The organism is Nocardioides sp. YJ-D4 (assembly GCF_054031495.1).
Window position 1 is genome coordinate 5372102 of the sequence record NZ_CM132932.1, and the last position, 14646, is coordinate 5386747.

The 14646-nt window shown below is 70.0% G+C and carries 15 protein-coding genes; 8 read left to right on the forward strand and 7 right to left on the reverse strand.

Translation table 11 applies throughout. From position 1 onward, the window contains the following. The first annotated feature begins 20 nt into the window (after positions 1 to 20). The 5 genes from ACW14X_RS25655 to ACW14X_RS25675 all read left to right on the forward strand — a co-directional run bounded on the left by ACW14X_RS25655 (position 21) and on the right by ACW14X_RS25675 (position 2613). The gene (locus ACW14X_RS25655) at positions 21 to 875 is read left to right on the forward strand and encodes an esterase/lipase family protein (RefSeq protein WP_350839565.1); all 855 of its coding nucleotides are present in this window, start codon (positions 21 to 23) and stop codon (positions 873 to 875) included. Continuing rightward, a complete protein-coding gene (locus tag ACW14X_RS25660; RefSeq protein ID WP_160022322.1) occupies positions 875 to 1510 on the forward strand; it encodes a TetR/AcrR family transcriptional regulator in 636 nt (211 codons plus the stop codon). Before ACW14X_RS25655 ends, ACW14X_RS25660 begins: the two co-directional genes overlap by 1 nt. A 64-nt stretch (positions 1511 to 1574) precedes the next feature. Beyond that, the gene (locus tag ACW14X_RS25665; RefSeq protein ID WP_201450986.1) at positions 1575 to 1898 is read left to right on the forward strand and encodes a hypothetical protein; all 324 of its coding nucleotides are present in this window, start codon (positions 1575 to 1577) and stop codon (positions 1896 to 1898) included. Then, positions 1895 to 2320, forward strand: coding sequence for a phage holin family protein (locus tag ACW14X_RS25670; protein WP_350839567.1), 426 nt, complete (start codon positions 1895 to 1897; stop codon positions 2318 to 2320). Before ACW14X_RS25665 ends, ACW14X_RS25670 begins: the two co-directional genes overlap by 4 nt. Then, positions 2317 to 2613: a DUF3618 domain-containing protein gene (locus tag ACW14X_RS25675; protein WP_160022326.1), complete on the forward strand. Its 297-nt coding sequence runs from the start codon at positions 2317 to 2319 to the stop codon at positions 2611 to 2613. The genes ACW14X_RS25670 and ACW14X_RS25675 overlap by 4 nt, the downstream gene beginning before the upstream one ends. Here ACW14X_RS25675 and ACW14X_RS25680 read toward each other — a convergent pair. The 3 genes from ACW14X_RS25680 to ACW14X_RS25690 are packed head-to-tail and all read right to left on the reverse strand — an operon-like array spanning position 2594 to position 6437. Further along, positions 2594 to 4039, reverse strand: coding sequence for a pyridoxal phosphate-dependent decarboxylase family protein (locus tag ACW14X_RS25680; protein WP_457163784.1), 1446 nt, complete (start codon positions 4037 to 4039; stop codon positions 2594 to 2596). The two genes, ACW14X_RS25675 and ACW14X_RS25680, sit on opposite strands and share 20 nt — an antisense overlap. Beyond that, positions 4036 to 5379, reverse strand: coding sequence for an MFS transporter (locus ACW14X_RS25685; protein WP_457163785.1), 1344 nt, complete (start codon positions 5377 to 5379; stop codon positions 4036 to 4038). The genes ACW14X_RS25680 and ACW14X_RS25685 overlap by 4 nt, the downstream gene beginning before the upstream one ends. Before the next feature lie 53 nt (positions 5380 to 5432). Beyond that, entirely contained in the window at positions 5433 to 6437 is a 1005-nt protein-coding gene (locus tag ACW14X_RS25690) for a PGN_0703 family putative restriction endonuclease (protein ID WP_457163786.1), read from the reverse strand. 162 nt (positions 6438 to 6599) lie between these two features. On the opposite strand from ACW14X_RS25690, the gene ACW14X_RS25695 reads away from it, so the two are divergent. From ACW14X_RS25695 to ACW14X_RS25705, 3 genes are all read left to right on the forward strand, one after another. Further along, on the forward strand, positions 6600 to 7067 hold the full coding sequence (locus tag ACW14X_RS25695) for a peroxiredoxin (protein WP_457163787.1): 468 nt from the start codon (positions 6600 to 6602) through the stop codon (positions 7065 to 7067). Beyond that, positions 7064 to 7906 (forward strand): SDR family oxidoreductase, encoded by an 843-nt coding sequence (locus ACW14X_RS25700; protein ID WP_457163788.1) that lies wholly within the window; start codon positions 7064 to 7066, stop codon positions 7904 to 7906. The genes ACW14X_RS25695 and ACW14X_RS25700 overlap by 4 nt, the downstream gene beginning before the upstream one ends. Before the next feature lie 62 nt (positions 7907 to 7968). Next, complete coding sequence (locus tag ACW14X_RS25705; RefSeq protein ID WP_457163789.1) at positions 7969 to 8961, forward strand: TIGR03557 family F420-dependent LLM class oxidoreductase; 993 nt, start codon at positions 7969 to 7971, stop codon at positions 8959 to 8961. Between the two features lie 34 nt (positions 8962 to 8995). Here ACW14X_RS25705 and ACW14X_RS25710 read toward each other — a convergent pair whose 3' ends face one another. Genes ACW14X_RS25710 through ACW14X_RS25725 form a run of 4 tightly spaced genes read right to left on the reverse strand, consistent with a single transcriptional unit; the run spans position 8996 to position 14440 of the window. Continuing rightward, entirely contained in the window at positions 8996 to 10360 is a 1365-nt protein-coding gene (locus ACW14X_RS25710; protein WP_457163790.1) for a flavin monoamine oxidase family protein, read from the reverse strand. A 5-nt stretch (positions 10361 to 10365) separates the two neighbouring features. Then, the gene (locus ACW14X_RS25715; RefSeq protein ID WP_457163791.1) at positions 10366 to 11433 is read right to left on the reverse strand and encodes an alpha/beta hydrolase; all 1068 of its coding nucleotides are present in this window, start codon (positions 11431 to 11433) and stop codon (positions 10366 to 10368) included. Then, positions 11430 to 12950, reverse strand: coding sequence for a flavin-containing monooxygenase (locus tag ACW14X_RS25720; RefSeq protein WP_457163792.1), 1521 nt, complete (start codon positions 12948 to 12950; stop codon positions 11430 to 11432). Before ACW14X_RS25720 ends, ACW14X_RS25715 begins: the two co-directional genes overlap by 4 nt. Before the next feature lie 53 nt (positions 12951 to 13003). Next, positions 13004 to 14440: an APC family permease gene (locus ACW14X_RS25725; protein WP_457163793.1), complete on the reverse strand. Its 1437-nt coding sequence runs from the start codon at positions 14438 to 14440 to the stop codon at positions 13004 to 13006. Positions 14441 to 14646: the final 206 nt, after the last annotated feature.

Consider the following 14646-nt stretch of genomic DNA (forward strand, 5'->3'; position numbering starts at 1 on the left):
CTGGAGAGAAGTGGTCTGTCATGGTCAAGCGCTCTGCTGTCATCCGTGCCGTCGTGGTGCTGCTCGCGGCATCGACCCTGCTGATCGCCCCACCGGCGCAGGCGGCGGGAGGCGTCAACGACGCCGCCTGCCGGCCATCGGCCGACCACCCCAACCCGGTCGTCTTCCTGCACGGGCTGGGAGCCAACAAGGACGAGGACCTCAACTTCCTCCAGGCCGACGTGGCGGCGCAGGGCTACTGCACCTACAGCCTGACCTACGGCACCGGCGCCTACGGCCCGTTCGTCGGCGGGGTGGGGGACATCGGCAGGTCGGCGGCTCAGATCAAGACCTTCGTCCAGGGGGTGCTGGCGCAGACCGGCGCCGCGAAGGCTGATCTGGTCGGCCACTCCGAGGGAGGGTTCCAGACGCTCTACGTCACCAAGACGCAGGGCATCTCCGACCGGATCGACAAGGTCGTCGCCATCGCGCCGCCGACCCACGGCACCACGTTCGCCGGCCTCTACCGGCTCGGCATGGCCCTGGGCGCGGACGAGCTGGCCGGACAGGTCCTCACCACCTTCGGCTGCATCGCCTGCACCCAGCTGGTCACCGACGGCAGTGCCGTACGCACCTTGACGAGCGGTCCGATCGCGCAGCCCGGCGTGACGTACACGATCATCCAGTCGAGGTACGACGAGCTCGTCACGCCCACCGAGACCGCGTTCGTGCGCGAGCCGGGCGTCACCAACACCTATGTGCAGGACGTCTGCCCGCACGACCCGGTCGGCCACATCGGCGAGGCGTACGACACCAACGTCTGGCACCTGGTGAAGAACGCGCTCGACCCGGCCGATGCCGCCCCCTTCGTCTGCTCGGTCGGGTCGCCAGGCTGATGGCGCAGCAGGGCCGTTCGTACGGCGGGCTGACCCGCGAGGAGCGTGACGCCCAGCGCCGCCAGCGGCTGCTGGAGACCGCCAAGGAGATCATCGGCACCCAGGGTTACGCGGCGACCACGATCCCGGGTGTCTGCGCTGCCTCGAAGGTGTCGACCCGGCACTTCTACGAGATCTACCCCGGCAAGGAGGATCTCTTCGTCGACCTCTACGACCGGATCACCGCCGACTCCTACGCCCGAGTGGCCGCGTCGTTGACGGCGACCGCCGGGGAGCCGATCTCCGAGCGGGTGCCTGCAGCGGTGCTGGCCTATCTCGACCCGATGCTCAAGGACCCGCGCGTCGCCCGGATCGCGTTCGTGGAGATCATGGGCGCGAGCCCGCGTATCGAGAAGCTTCGGCTCGACTACCGCGAGACCCTGGTCGAGATCGTGGGCACCGAGTGCACCGCCTCCGTGGCTCGGGGCGAGATCCGCGATCGTGACTGGCGCTTCGCCGCGCTGGCTCTGGTGGGCGCGGTGACCGCGATCGTCTACGACTGGGCGCTGCATCAGCCGCGCTCGAGCCGCCAGGCGCTCGAGACCCAGCTGGCCGACCTCGCGCTCGTCCTGCTCACCGCGGACCCTCCGACTTAGGTCACCCGCGTATCTCCTCGTCACCTGGGTACCGACCAGGTGTACAGCGATGAGGAGGAACAACATGTTCAAGAAACCAGGATGGCTGGCTGCCTTCGGTATCGGCTACGTCCTCGGCGCTCGCGCTGGACGTGAGCGGTACGACGCGATGGTGGCCAAGGCACAGGACCTGTGGCACGACCCGCGTGTCCAGGAGAAGGCGCACCGCGCTCGGGTCGTGGCCGAGGAGAAGGCAGACCTGGCCAAGCACACCGTCCGGGACAAGATGCCCGGCGACTCCACGCCGCCGCCGGCAGCTCCGACTCCCCAGACGACGCCGAGCACTCCGCGTCCCCACACCACCTCGACTGACCCGGTGACCGACATGCCGCGGGGGTGGGAGTCGTGACGCTTCATCATCAGACCGACGCGTCGATGGGTGAGCTGGTCTCGCGACTATCCACGGAGATGTCCAGCCTCATGCGAGGCGAGCTCGAGCTCGCCCGCCTCGAGCTGACCGAGAAGGCCAAGCACACCGGCAAGGGGGCCGGGGCGTTCGGCGCCGCCGGCCTGGTGGCGCTCTATGGCGTCGGGGTCCTGATCGCCGCGGCGATCCTCGCCCTCGCGCTGGTCATGGACGCCTGGCTGGCCGCGGTGCTGGTCGGAGTCGTACTCCTGATCATCGCCGGCGGGATCGCCCTGTTCGGGAAGAAGCAGGTCTCGGAGGGGACCCCGATGAAGCCCGAACGCGCCACCGAGGGCTTCAAGCGGGACGTGGAGACCGTCAAGCACCGTCACGCCGAGGACCACACCCCGAGGAGTACGTCATGACGCAGGACCATGTGCGCCGGCCCGTCGAGGCCGGCGACGACAGCATCGCCGCGGTCGAGGCCGAGCTGGACACCACCCGGCACGAGATGGCCGACACCCTCGACGAGCTCGCCGCCCGGCTGGACGTGAAGACGCGGGGGAAGGAGAAGGCTCACGAGGTCAAGCAGCGTGCGCAGGTGGCTGCCAGGTCTCGAGACGTACAGATCCGGAGCGGCATCGTCGCTGCGATCGTGCTCAGCCTGATCCTGATGCTGGCCCGGAGGAAGCGCCGGCTCAGCGACTCCGCCGAGTAGGCCGGGTCAGCCGGTCGAGAAAGGCCACCAGCAGCGCCTCGCGCATCGCGGCGGAGGCCAGGTCGAGCATCGCGTTGACCTCGGCCATCCGCTGCGGCAGCGCGAGGCCGCTCTCTGCGCCGTCGGCGCTGTCGGCGCCGACGAGTCCCGCGGCGAGCAGCAGGCCGTCGAAGTCCTCCTCGGACAAGGAGAACGGGTCGAGGTCGCCGATGAACGCGGCGACGGCCGGGTCGACGGTGACCGGGCCTGCCGCCACGGCGGCCTCGACCGCCTCGCCGAGAGCGGCGAGAAGCTCCGGTACGTGGGAGAGCGTCGCCGCGCTCACCGACAGGTGGATCGTGGCGGGGGAGCCGGCGAAGGACATCTGTGGCTGGACGTACCAGCCGCGCGCCGCCATCTCGTCGCAGACCGTGAACGGGTCGCAGCTGCCGTCGGTGGTGAGCGCGAGAAGCGTCGAGTCGGGGGTGCTGACCACGGCGAGCTCGGGCATCTCGCCGACCCCGTCGCGGATCCGGTCCACCGCCTCGAAGACGTCGCGGGCGAGCCGCTCGTACCCCTCATCGCCCAATGAGCGCAGCACCGCCCAGGCACCGGCCAGCGGTCCGCCCGACTTCGTGGACTGCATCGTGGAGTTGAGCATCGTGTAGCCCGGCCAGGCGGCCGAGGCGAAGAACTGCGGCCGCCTCAGCTCCGGGGTGCGGTGCAGCAGCAACGAGGTGCCCTTGGGGGCGTAAGCGTACTTGTGCAGGTCGACCGAGATCGAGGTGACGCCCTCGACCGCGAACGTCCAGGCTGGTACGTCCCGCCCCAGCCGCGTCGCATAGGGCAGGACCCAGCCGCCGATGCACGCGTCGACGTGGCAGCGGATCCCGCGTTCGGCCGCAGCGGCCGCGATCGCGGTGACCGGGTCGACGACGCCGTGCGCGTAGGACGGTGCCGAGGCGACGACCAGCACGGTGCGCTCGTCCATCGCCGCGGCCATCGCGGCCGGATCCGCCCGGAAGTCGGGCCCGACCGGCACCAGCACCGGCTCGACGCCGAAGTAGTGCGCCGCCTTGTGGAAGGCGGCGTGCGCGGTCGCCGGGAGCACCATCCGCGGCCGCTCGATCTTCGGATGGGCGTCGCGCGCAGCCTGCACCGCGAGAAGCACCGACTCGGTGCCACCGGAGGTGACCGTGCCGACCACGGTCTCGGGAGCGTCGAGCAGATCGGCGGCCATGCCGACCACCTCGGTCTCCATCCGGAGCAGGCTCGGGAAGGCCGTCGGGTCCAGGCCGTTCGAGCCGGCGTAGGCCGCGACCGCCTCGCGGCCGATCCGGTCGATGTCGGGCAGGCCGGAGTCGTAGACGTAGGCGAGCGTGCGGCCACCGTGCACCGGCAGGTCGGCGGACTGCATCTCGCGGAGCTGGGTCAGGGCGTCGGTCATACGGTCACGGTCCCATCCTTGTCGCCGTCGACGTCGTCGGCGGTGAGCGAGTAGCGCCGCAGCCAGAGCAGGCTGAGCAGCGCGAGGCAGGCCGGCAGCACCGAGAAGCCGAGCGTGATCGCGGTCAGTGCCGAGTCCGGCTGGGCGACGTCGCTCCCGGTCGAGGAGCGGTAGCCGCCGAGCGCGAGCACCGCGGCGTAGACGCCGGGCCCGAGCGCGAGCCCGAGGGTCTCGCCGGCGGTCCACACGCCGGTGTAGACGCCGATCCGGCTCGACCCGCTGCGCCGGGCGTCGACGGCGGCCGCGTCGGGAAGCATCGCCATCGGGAACACCTGGCACCCGGCGTACCCGGTCCCGACGAGCACCACCGCGGCGTAGACCATGGCCACCGGTGCGGTCTGCGCGGTCGCGGCGAGCAGCGCACCGGCGGCAAGGACGACCGAGGCGGCGACGTACCCGTTCTTCTTGCCGATCCTGGCGCCGAGCGCGGCCCATGCGGGGGTGAGCAGCAGCGCGGGGCCGACGAAGCAGACGAACAGGATCGTCGCCGCGCCGTCGCGGCCGATCACGTCGCCGGCTAGGTAGTCGACGCCGGCCAGCATCGCGCCGAACGCGACGGCCTGGATCACGAACGTGATGAGCAGCCGGCGGAAGTCGGGCGCCGCCGCGACGATCTTCAGCTGGTCGCGCAGGCTGCCCGGTCCCGGCTGGACGGTGTGGACGGGCGCCCGGCGGGTGCCGACGTACGCACTGAAGACTCCGGCCAGGATGAGCACCGCCATCACCACGCCCATCACCCGGTAGCCGTCACGGCCACCGACGGCGTCGCGGATCATCGGCGCGGTCGCACCGGCGAGCAGGATGGTGAGCGCCAGGATCGCGACCCGCCAGGTCATCAGCCGGGTGCGCTCGTCATAGGACTCGGTCAGCTCGGCGGGCATGGCGACGTAGGGCACCTGGAAGAACGCGTACGCCGTCGCGCAGGCCAGGAACAGGACCAGCACCCACAGCGCCTCGAGCCCGGTCGCCATCGACGGCGCCGCGAACAGCAGCGCGAACGTCACCGCCAGCCCGATCCCGGCCCGGCGCAGCCACGGTCGCCGCGGGCCCCGTGGATCCACCGTCCGGTCGCTGATCCGGCCCGCGATCGGGTTCAGCACGACATCCCACGCCTTCGGCGCGAACACGATGAAACCCGCGGCCAGCGCGGCGATGCCGAGGCTGTCGGTCAGGTAGGGAAGCAGCATCAGGCCCGGGATGGTGCCGAACGTGCCGGTCGCCACGGAGCCGGAGCCATAGCCGATCCGTACGCCGAGCGGGAGGGTCGGGCTGGCGGGCATGCCCGACATAGTGCCGTGGGTGAGCCCCCGGCGTCCGGGATTTCGCCTCATCCTCACCACAGGTAGCGGCGTACGAATGCCTCCTTGACCGGTCCGCCGTGGGCGAACGCGGCGTCCACGGTCTGCTCCAGCGTGAGCGCCGAGAACGAGGTGTCGCCGTCGACGAGAAGGTCCGCGTACGCCGCAGCTGCCTGCGTGAAGCTCACGTTCCGAGTCGGGTGGAGCAGGACGTAGCGGGTCTGGGGCGTCCACTGGTCGGGGTGGTTCCGCATCGAGAGCGCGAGGAGGTGGTCGCGCCAGATCTGGCGCAGCGCGGTGTCGAGGACCTTGTCCTGCCAGCCCGGTCTGAACACCCCGGACGCCTCCGCGACAGCGATCAGGAACTCGGTCTGATCCTCGTGCCTTGCGACGGCGGCCGGTCTGTCGGCGGACGGCTTGGGGTCCTTGGCGGAGTGCTCGTGATACTTCGTCTCGACGCCGAGCACGGTCAGCGGTGCGTTCGGCCGCCCGAGCACCAGCGCGACGTCGAAGGCGGTGCGGTCACGGGTGTAGAGGTCGCTGCCTCGTCCTGGAGACCACTCGAAGAGGATCGCCGAGGGCTCGGCGTCCGGCACGCCGAAGAGCTCGGCGAGCCGGCGCCGGGAGGCATGGTTCTCCGGCAGGGACGCCTCGCCGAAGAGGTTGAACGCCATCGGCATCGACGAGAGCAGATCGCGATAAAGGCGTTTCGCGTCGAGGGTCTGGTGATCCTGCTTCTCCGCGACCCGCGCCCGGGCGATCCGGTGGATCTCCGGGGTGAGGAAGTTCGCGCCCGCCTCCGCGTCGCCGTCGCCGAGCTTGGTGCCGTTGGGGATGTCCTCGACCGGGGTCTCGTCGAAGGTCCGCCTCCCCGCGTGGGTGCCGAAGGAGACGATCCCGAGCTCATCGACCGCCCAGCGGTGCTGCCGCCACCGGGCCTCTCGCTTGAACGCGGTCATCATCTGCCCGCCCGCCTTGTCGGCGTCGAACCAGCAGCCGGCGTCCTTCAGGTCATCGTGCGACGGCATCGTCGATGTCACCGTGATCGTCCTTCCTCGGGGATGCCGTGATCATCGAGGCCCGAATCCTCCGCGCGCGGCCGCACGAAACGGCTCATACCTCGCGTTGGGTACGTGGTGCCGATCCCGTCCTTCGCCCGCGGGCTCGACCTCGGGTCGTGGGGTGCCGAGTAGGTTGGCGTCATGCCGCTCGAGACCGGTGCTGTCGCGCCCGACTTCACGCTCCCCGCCCAGGACGGTACGTCCGTCTCCCTTGCTCCGCTGCTCGAGAAGGGCCCGGTGGTGCTCTTCTTCTACCCGGCCGCAGAGACGCCGGTGTGCACCAAGGAGGCCTGCCACTTCCGCGACCTCGCCGGCGAGTTCGAGGAGATCGGCGCCTACCGGCTCGGGATCAGCAAGGACAGCGTGGAGAAGCAGGCCGGCTTCGCCGCCAACCATGACCTCGACTATCCCGTCCTCTCCGATCCCGCGGGGTCGGTCGCCGAGCTCTACGGGGTGAAGCCCAGCCTCCTCGGCAAGCTCGGGCCGCTGCAGCGTACGACCTTCGCGATCGGCACCGACGGCCGGATCAAGGCCGTCGTCGAGGGCATGCTCAAGGCCGAGATCCACGCCGACGAGGCGCTCGCCGCACTCAGGGACGACGTAGAATGACAACCACCATCGCCGTCACCGGCGCCACCGGCTTCGTCGGCGGCGCCGTGGCCCGTGCGCTGGGCGGCTCCGACGCCGCGCTCCGTCTTCTCGTACGTGACACCTCCAGGGCTCCCGAGATCCCCGGAGCCGACGCGTACGCAGTCACCTACGGCGACAGAGAGGCCGCGGTGCGGGCCCTCGACGGCGTTCAGACCGTGCTCATGGTCTCGGCCGCCGAGTCGGCGGACCGCCTGGAACAGCACCTGACCTTCGTCGACGCCGCCGCGGCGGCCGGGGTCGAGCACATCGTCTACACCTCCTTCTTCGGTGCTGCGCCGGATGCCGACTTCACGCTCGCGCGCGACCACTTCGCCACCGAGGAGCGGATCAAGGCGAGCGGGATGGGCTACACGCTGCTGCGCGACAACTTCTACCTCGACTTCCTCCCCTCCCTGGTCGGTGAGGACGGCGTCATCCGGGGTCCGGCCGGCAACGGGCGCTTCGCGGCGGTCGCACGGGCCGACGTGGCGCGCTCCGCCGTCGCGACGCTCACGACACCGCAGGATCACCGAGGACTCACGTACGACCTCACCGGCCCCGAGGCGCTCACGATAAGCGAGGTCGCCGACATCCTCACCGAGCATCGTGGGCGTGAGGTGCGCTATCACGACGAGACGATCGAGGAGGCCTACGCCTCGCGTCGCCGCTGGGAGGCGCCCGACTGGCAGTACGACGCCTGGGTCTCCACCTACACCGCCATCGCCGCAGGGCAGCTCGACGGAGTCAGCAGCGCCGTAGCCACCCTCACCGGGCGCGATCCTCTGAGCCTCCGCGACCACCTCGCCGCCAGCGAATAGGTCCGGGCACAATGAAGGTTTGCTAGGGATTGCTGGCCGTCGCGTCGGGTACCGACTTCGGCATGGTTGCATTCGGATACACCCTGATGACCGAACAGGCGGGCCCGAGTGACCTCGTGCGCCACGCCGTCGCCGCCGAGGAGGCGGGCTTCGACTTCCTTGCGATGAGCGACCACTACTCGCCATGGCTGGTCGAGCAGGGGCACGCTCCGTACGCCTGGAGCGTGCTGGGCGCAGTCGCGCAGGCCACGCGGCGGATCCCGTTGATGACCTACGTGACCTGCCCGACGATGCGGTATCACCCCGCCGTCGTCGCCCAGAAGGCCGCCACCGTGCAGGCGCTCTCCGAAGGCCGGTTCACGCTCGGCCTCGGCAGCGGTGAGAATCTCAACGAGCACGTCGTGGGCGCCGGATGGCCGGCCGTGCACACCAGGCACGAGATGCTTGCCGAGGCGATGGAGATCATCTCCGCACTCTTCGACGGCGAGCTCGTCGACTACCGAGGCGAGCACTTCGAGGTCGATGCTGCCCGGCTCTGGGACCTGCCCAGCACCCGGGTGCCCGTCGGGCTGGCGGTCGGCGGCCCCCAGGTGTCCGAGCGTTGCGCCGCCCTGGCCGACCACCTGATCGCCGTCGAGCCCGATGCGGCTCTGGTGAAGGCATGGAACGACGTCCCGGGAGCGCCGAGTATCGGATCCGGTGACACCCGGGCCATCGGCCAGACCCCGATCAGCTGGGATCCCGATGACGCGGACGCCGCCATCCAACGCGCTCACCACCAGTTTCGCTGGTTCGGCGGCGGCTGGCCGGTCAACAGCGAGCGTCCGACCACAGCGAGCTTCACCGCGGCCTCGCAGTTCGTACGCCACGAGGACGTCGCCGCATCGATCCCGTGCGGTCCCGACATCGATGCGATCACCGACGGGATCCGGCCCTTCTGGGAGGCCGGATTCACCGACGTCGCTCTCGTCCAGGTCGACGGGTCGACGAACGACCAGTTCCTGGCCGAGGCGGCCGGTCCTCTGCTCGACGCGCTGCGCTCGGCGTCGGGCTGAGGTCCGGCCTCGTCGGCTCCGGGGTCGACGACCCTCACCCCAGAGACAGGCTCGCCAGCACCTCGTGCGCGGCTTGCTCGCCCGACGCAGCGGCGTCGGCCAGCGACGGCATGTCGAGGGCGTAGTCGCCTGCCAGGTGGACCGGCCCGAGATTCTGCTTGAGGGTCTCGTGCGACGCCCGGCCGCCGGGTCCCCAGAACGGCACGACCCGCGGGTGCCGACGGAGGATGCCCGCGTCGATCTTTCCCTCGAGCTCCGGGTAGACCTCGAGAAGGTCCGAGGTGAACCGCGCGACGATCTCCTCGTCGGTGAGCTCGAAGAGCTTGTCGGCCTCGGCGCCTCCTGCGAAGCAGGCCAGAGCGCCGCCGGGCTTGCGGACGCTCCCGCGGCGTACTGCGGCCGCGTGGTTGAAGATCGCCTGGAACGAGCGCCCGGGGGTCGACACCGCGAGGAAGTCGTCCCAGCGCTGTGGCTTCCCGTCCTCGTGGGTGAAGAAGCCCACCACCACGTAGCGGCCGTAGTGGATCGACTCGAAGGCCGTCCGGTAGGCCGCCGGCAGCCCGGGCATGATCTTGACCGCGACGTCCGCGGGCACCGCAACGATCGCCTGGCGCGCCCTCAGGCGGGCCGGCCCCTCAGCGTCCTGGTAGTCGACGACCACGCCGTCGGCGGTCCACCCCACGGAGCTGACCGGTGAGCTGAGCCGGATGCTGTCGCCGAGATCCTCGGCGAGGATGTCGGTCAGCGTCTGGTTGCCGCCCTGCGGCAGCGTCAGGTTCGGCACCTTCTCGGGATCGGTGAGCAGGATGCCCATCGAGAAGACGAACTGCCGCGCGGCGGTCTCCTCGGGCTCACAGCCCATCCACTGCCCGGACCACGACCGCACCATCTCGCGCGTGAGGTCGGACGAGACGCCCCGCAGGACGAAGTCCGCCCGACGGCGGTCGAGCTTCGCGCGGACACGGTTGGCCCACCGGTTCTTCTCGCTCATCTCGAGGAACGGCACGTTCGCCAGGATGCGAGTGCCGACCACCGCCAGGCCGAACCGGTCGCGCCAGGTCATCTTCGACCGGAACATCAGGGCGAAAGGGTTCGAGGTGTCGACCTGCTTGCCGCCCAGGTGCAGGGCGACCGACTTGCCCTCCAGGGTCCCAAGCGGGACGCGGTGACGATGGAGCGCCTCGATCAGGGGGCCGGTGCCCTCGGTGAACTGGGTGCCGACGTTGATCCAGTAGTCGCCCTTTCGGACGGTGTCGACGCGTCCGCCGGCGCGGTCGGTCGCCTCGAGCACGACGACGTCGCGGTCGGCGAGGGTCGTTGCGGCCATCAGGCCGGCAATGCCGGCGCCGATGACGACGACCTCGTGGGTCTCCTCGCGGACCTCGGGTGATGTGGCCATGGTTCTCAGCTCGCCTTCGTGACGCTGATGGTGTGGTCGGTACGGCGCAGCGCGTCGGAGATGGAGGAGACGAGCCGCTCGGTGGCGCGCATACAGCTCGGGCTGACCGCGGTGTAGGACAGGTAGCCGTGGACCAGGCCGTCCTCGCGGTCGACCTGCGCCGGGACGCCGGCCTCTCGAAGTGCTGTGGCGTACGCGAGCCCGTCGTCATGAAGCGGGTCGAATCCGGCCAGGTTGACGATCGCCGGCGGCAGGCCTGCCAGCGACGCCGCGCGATAGGGGGAGATGAGTGGGGCGGCGGGGTCGGCCCCTGCGGGGAGGTAGTTCTCCACGAACCAGGCGATCTGCTTGGCCGACAGGGCGGGCGACCCTGCGAACTCGTCCTGCGAGGGGCGGTGCTCCACGAGGTCCGTCACGGGCTGGATGAGCACCTGGAGCATCGGCTGAACATCGCCGTCGCGCACCTGCTGGCAGAGCACGGCGGCGATGTTGCCGCCGGCACTCTCGCCGGCGACGACGATACGGCGCGGGTCGACGCCCCAGCCCGCGGCGTGGTCGACGACGTACTGCCAGGCCGCGAGCGCGTCGTCCTGTGCGGCCGGGAACGGGTGCTCCGGAGCGAGGCGGTATTCGACGGAGACGACGTCGGCGCCGGTGCCCTGGGCGAGCATCCGCGCGGGAGCGGTGTAGCTCGCGCGACTGCCGATGACGAACCCGCCGCCGTGGAAGAAGAGGATCAGGCCGCGGTCGGGGGTGCCAGTGCTGTAGCGCGTGGCGAGAAGACCGTCCCCGATCTCGATCTCCTCCTCCAAGCCGCACTCGGGGAGCCGTGCCGCGAAGAGGGTCAGGTCGCGCTCGGTCGTCGCGCGCGCCTCTGCGGGCGGCAGGTCGCTGTAGTCGGGGCCGGACTCGCCGAGCTTCATGAGCAGCGCGACGTCGGGCGCCATCGTGTCGCCGGCCGTACTGGTCGCGGGCCGAGCCAGCATCCGTTGAAGGCCCGCGGGCAGACGGCTCAGGGAGACAAGGAGAGCTCGCTGGAGGCGCTGGCTCGAGGTGAAGCGCTGCTCGCTCATGACGCTGCCTCGACCAGGTGCGGCGCCTCGACGGATCGCTTCGAGAATCGGATGTCCTCGTGTATCAGCTGTCCCTTGAAGAGCCGGTTGTCCCGTACGAAGGTGGTGTGCATCTGCCACGGGAGGCTGGTGCCCTGGCGGGGGAGGTCATCCTTGGCGCGTTGCACGTAGCCCGCCGTGATGTCGAGCAGGTCCGTGGTGGGCATGCCCTCCGGTGCGACCGGCACGGCGATGTCGTACCCCTTCGCGTCCATCGTGCGGATGACCTCGGCGGCGAGGCGGGACACGTTGCGGATGCGCAGGGTCCAGGTCGCCTTGGTGTAGCCGAGCATCATCGCCCAGTTGGGCACGCCGGAGATGAGGGAGCCGCGATACAGCACCGTGTCGGACATCTTGACCGGGGCGCCGTCCACCGTGGGCTGGATGCCGCCCAGCATCTGCATGACGAGGCCGGTCGCGGTGACGATGATGTCGGCTTCGAGGGTCTTCCCGGACTTCAGCAGGATGCCGTTCTCGGTGAACCGGTCGATCTGGTCGGTCACCACGTCGGCGTTCCCCTCGCGGATCGCGGTGAAGAACTCTCCGTCCGGGGTGGCGCACAGACGCTGGTCCCACGGGTTGTACGGCGGTGCGAAGTGGGTGTCCACGTCGAATCCGGCCGGCAGCTCCTTGGCGGTCCACTTGCGCAGCAGGTTGCGTCCGAAGTTCGGGAACCTGCAGAGCAGCGACACGATGAGGTGGTCGGACCAGAAGTTCTTGAACCGCGTGGCGGCGTACCCGCGCTTGACGCCGAAGAGCTTCATGAGCCGCTGGGCGAGCTCGTCGACCCGTGGGATCGAGGCTACGTAGCTCGGCGTGCGCTGGAGCATGGTGACGTGGGCTGCCGCGCCCTCGCCCGTCAGCATCGCCGGAAGCATCGTCACCGCGGTCGCGCCGCTGCCGATGATCACCACCCGCTTGCCGCTGTAGTCGTAGTCCTCCGGCCAGTGCTGCGGGTGAAGGATGTCGCCCCGGAAGTCCTCGCGCCCCTCGAAGCGAGGCTCGTAACCCTCGTCGTAGCGGTAGTAGCCGGTGCCGCTGAAGACGAACCCGGTTCGGATGGTCTTCTGGGTCTCGTTGCCGGCCTCGTCGGTCGCGGTGACCCGCAGCGTCCACTGGGCGTCCTCGCTGGACCAGTCGGCGGCGGTGACCCGATGCCTCAGTCGCAGGATCTTGTCAAGCCCGAACTCGGTGATGGCCTCGACCATGTAGTCGCGGATGAAGGCGCCGTCGGCGATCGCCTCCTTGTGCAGCCACGGCTTGAACTCGTAGCCATAGGTGTGCACGGAGTCGTCGGATCGGATGCCCGGGTACTTGAACAGGTCCCAGGTGCCGCCGACCGCGTCGCGGCCCTCGAGCAGGAGGACCTTCTTGTCCGGGAAGTCGTCCGTCAGGTACTTCGCGGCGCCGATGCCGGAGAGTCCGGCGCCGATGACGACGATGTCGGCGGACTCGGTCGTGGTGTCGTGGTGGTCCATGTCAGGTCCTTCTGTGTGCTGGGGCTGGTGACGGGTGCTGCGGGCTCGGACGGTCATCCGACCTCCCGGGCGGGGCGGCGAGAGCGGCCACGGCGATCGACTCCGAGGAGGACGATGAACACCGCGGCCACGGCGACGACGGCGACGTACGACATCGCGTCCAGGGGCGGGGCGGGTGGGTTGACGAGGCCGTTGAGGTACATCCACGCCATCGCGGCGGCGCCGAGGCCGGCGCCGACGACGGCGAGCGGGCTGAGCCGCCTCTCGCGGCTGAGCAGTCGCAGGGCGCCGGCACAGACGAGCAGGTAGGGGACGACCCAGAAGTAGACGATGAGCGTCGCGACCGAGTTGTAGACGCCGACGATGTCGTCGGGGTTGAGCGCGACCATGACCAGGATCGCTCCCAGTCCGAGGGCGCAGATCGTGACGACGGCGACCGCGGGGCTGTGGTGGCGCGGGTGGATCCGGCCGGCGCGGGCGGGCAGCAGGCCGTCGGCAGCGAGGGTCGCGACGAAGCGTGAGCCGTAGTTGACGAACCCGATGAGGGCAGCGGAGGTCGCGACCGCGAGCACCAGGTCGGTCGCGCTCGCCACCTTGCTCCCGAGCCCGCCTTCGGTGGCGAGCGCGGCGGCGGGGGAGGTGCCGGCAGCAAGTGCGTCGCTCGCGGCGACGAGGGCGGGCACCTGAAGCAGGGTGGCTACCACGTACAGCGCGCCCAGAGCGACCGGCACGCACATGACGGCGAGGGGTACGGATCGTCGCGCGTCGCGGGTCTCGGCGGCGAGCGCCGTGCTGCTCTCGAAGCCGACGAGGAAGACCGCGCCGGCGGCGACCCCCTGGAAGATGCCGCTCGGTGTGGCTCCCTCAAGGGACAGTTGGGCACCGAGATCGAGCCCTGCGCTCGCGGCGGCGGCCACGGTGATGACCAGCATCAGCGGCACGGAGACGACGGCCAGTGTGACCGCCGTACGCACGGAGGTGTCCAGCCCTCGGTAGGCGATCGTTCCGGCGATCAGCACGGCAGCGCTGTAGATCAGCATCTGCACGCCGACGTCGAAGCTCGCCTCGAACCCGAGGGAGAGCAGGAAGCTGCCGGAGAAGAGGCCGACCAGGAAGGCGATCGCGCCGATCTGTGCGACGTAGCCGAGGAAGAGCGCGGCGCCGGCCAGGATCCGAGCCCACGGGCCGAAGACATGCGGCAGGTAGGAGTAGATCGATCCGGTGACGACGTACCGTCGGGCGAAGGCGATGACCGAGAGCCCGACGAGGCTCGTGGCGACCGCGGCGATCAGGGCGCCCAGCCAGCTGCCGTTGCCGGCCGTGACCAGCACGAGGGCCGGGACCGAGGCCAGCCCGACGGGCGGGACGTACGACGCAAGCGCCAGCGCGACGAGCTGGTTGCGGCTGAGATGGCCCCGGTCGAGGCCGTCGGCGGGAGGCCTGTCCTCCGGTGCGACCGGCCCGCCGGGAGACGCGCTGCTGGTCGTCATGTCCTGATCCCTTCTGTCGACGCAAAGTTAGTCATTTGATTATGTCGTATGACTAAGTGTGTGTCAGGGATCACGGTGCGTCAAGGGTTCGGATGGCGTTGGTCGCCGATCGGTCAATCTCGCCCAGGCGGTTGACAAGGGAGTTCTTCGGGTCCACGATCTTAGCCAATCGATTGAGTCATGTGACTAAGAACGATGTCGGCCGA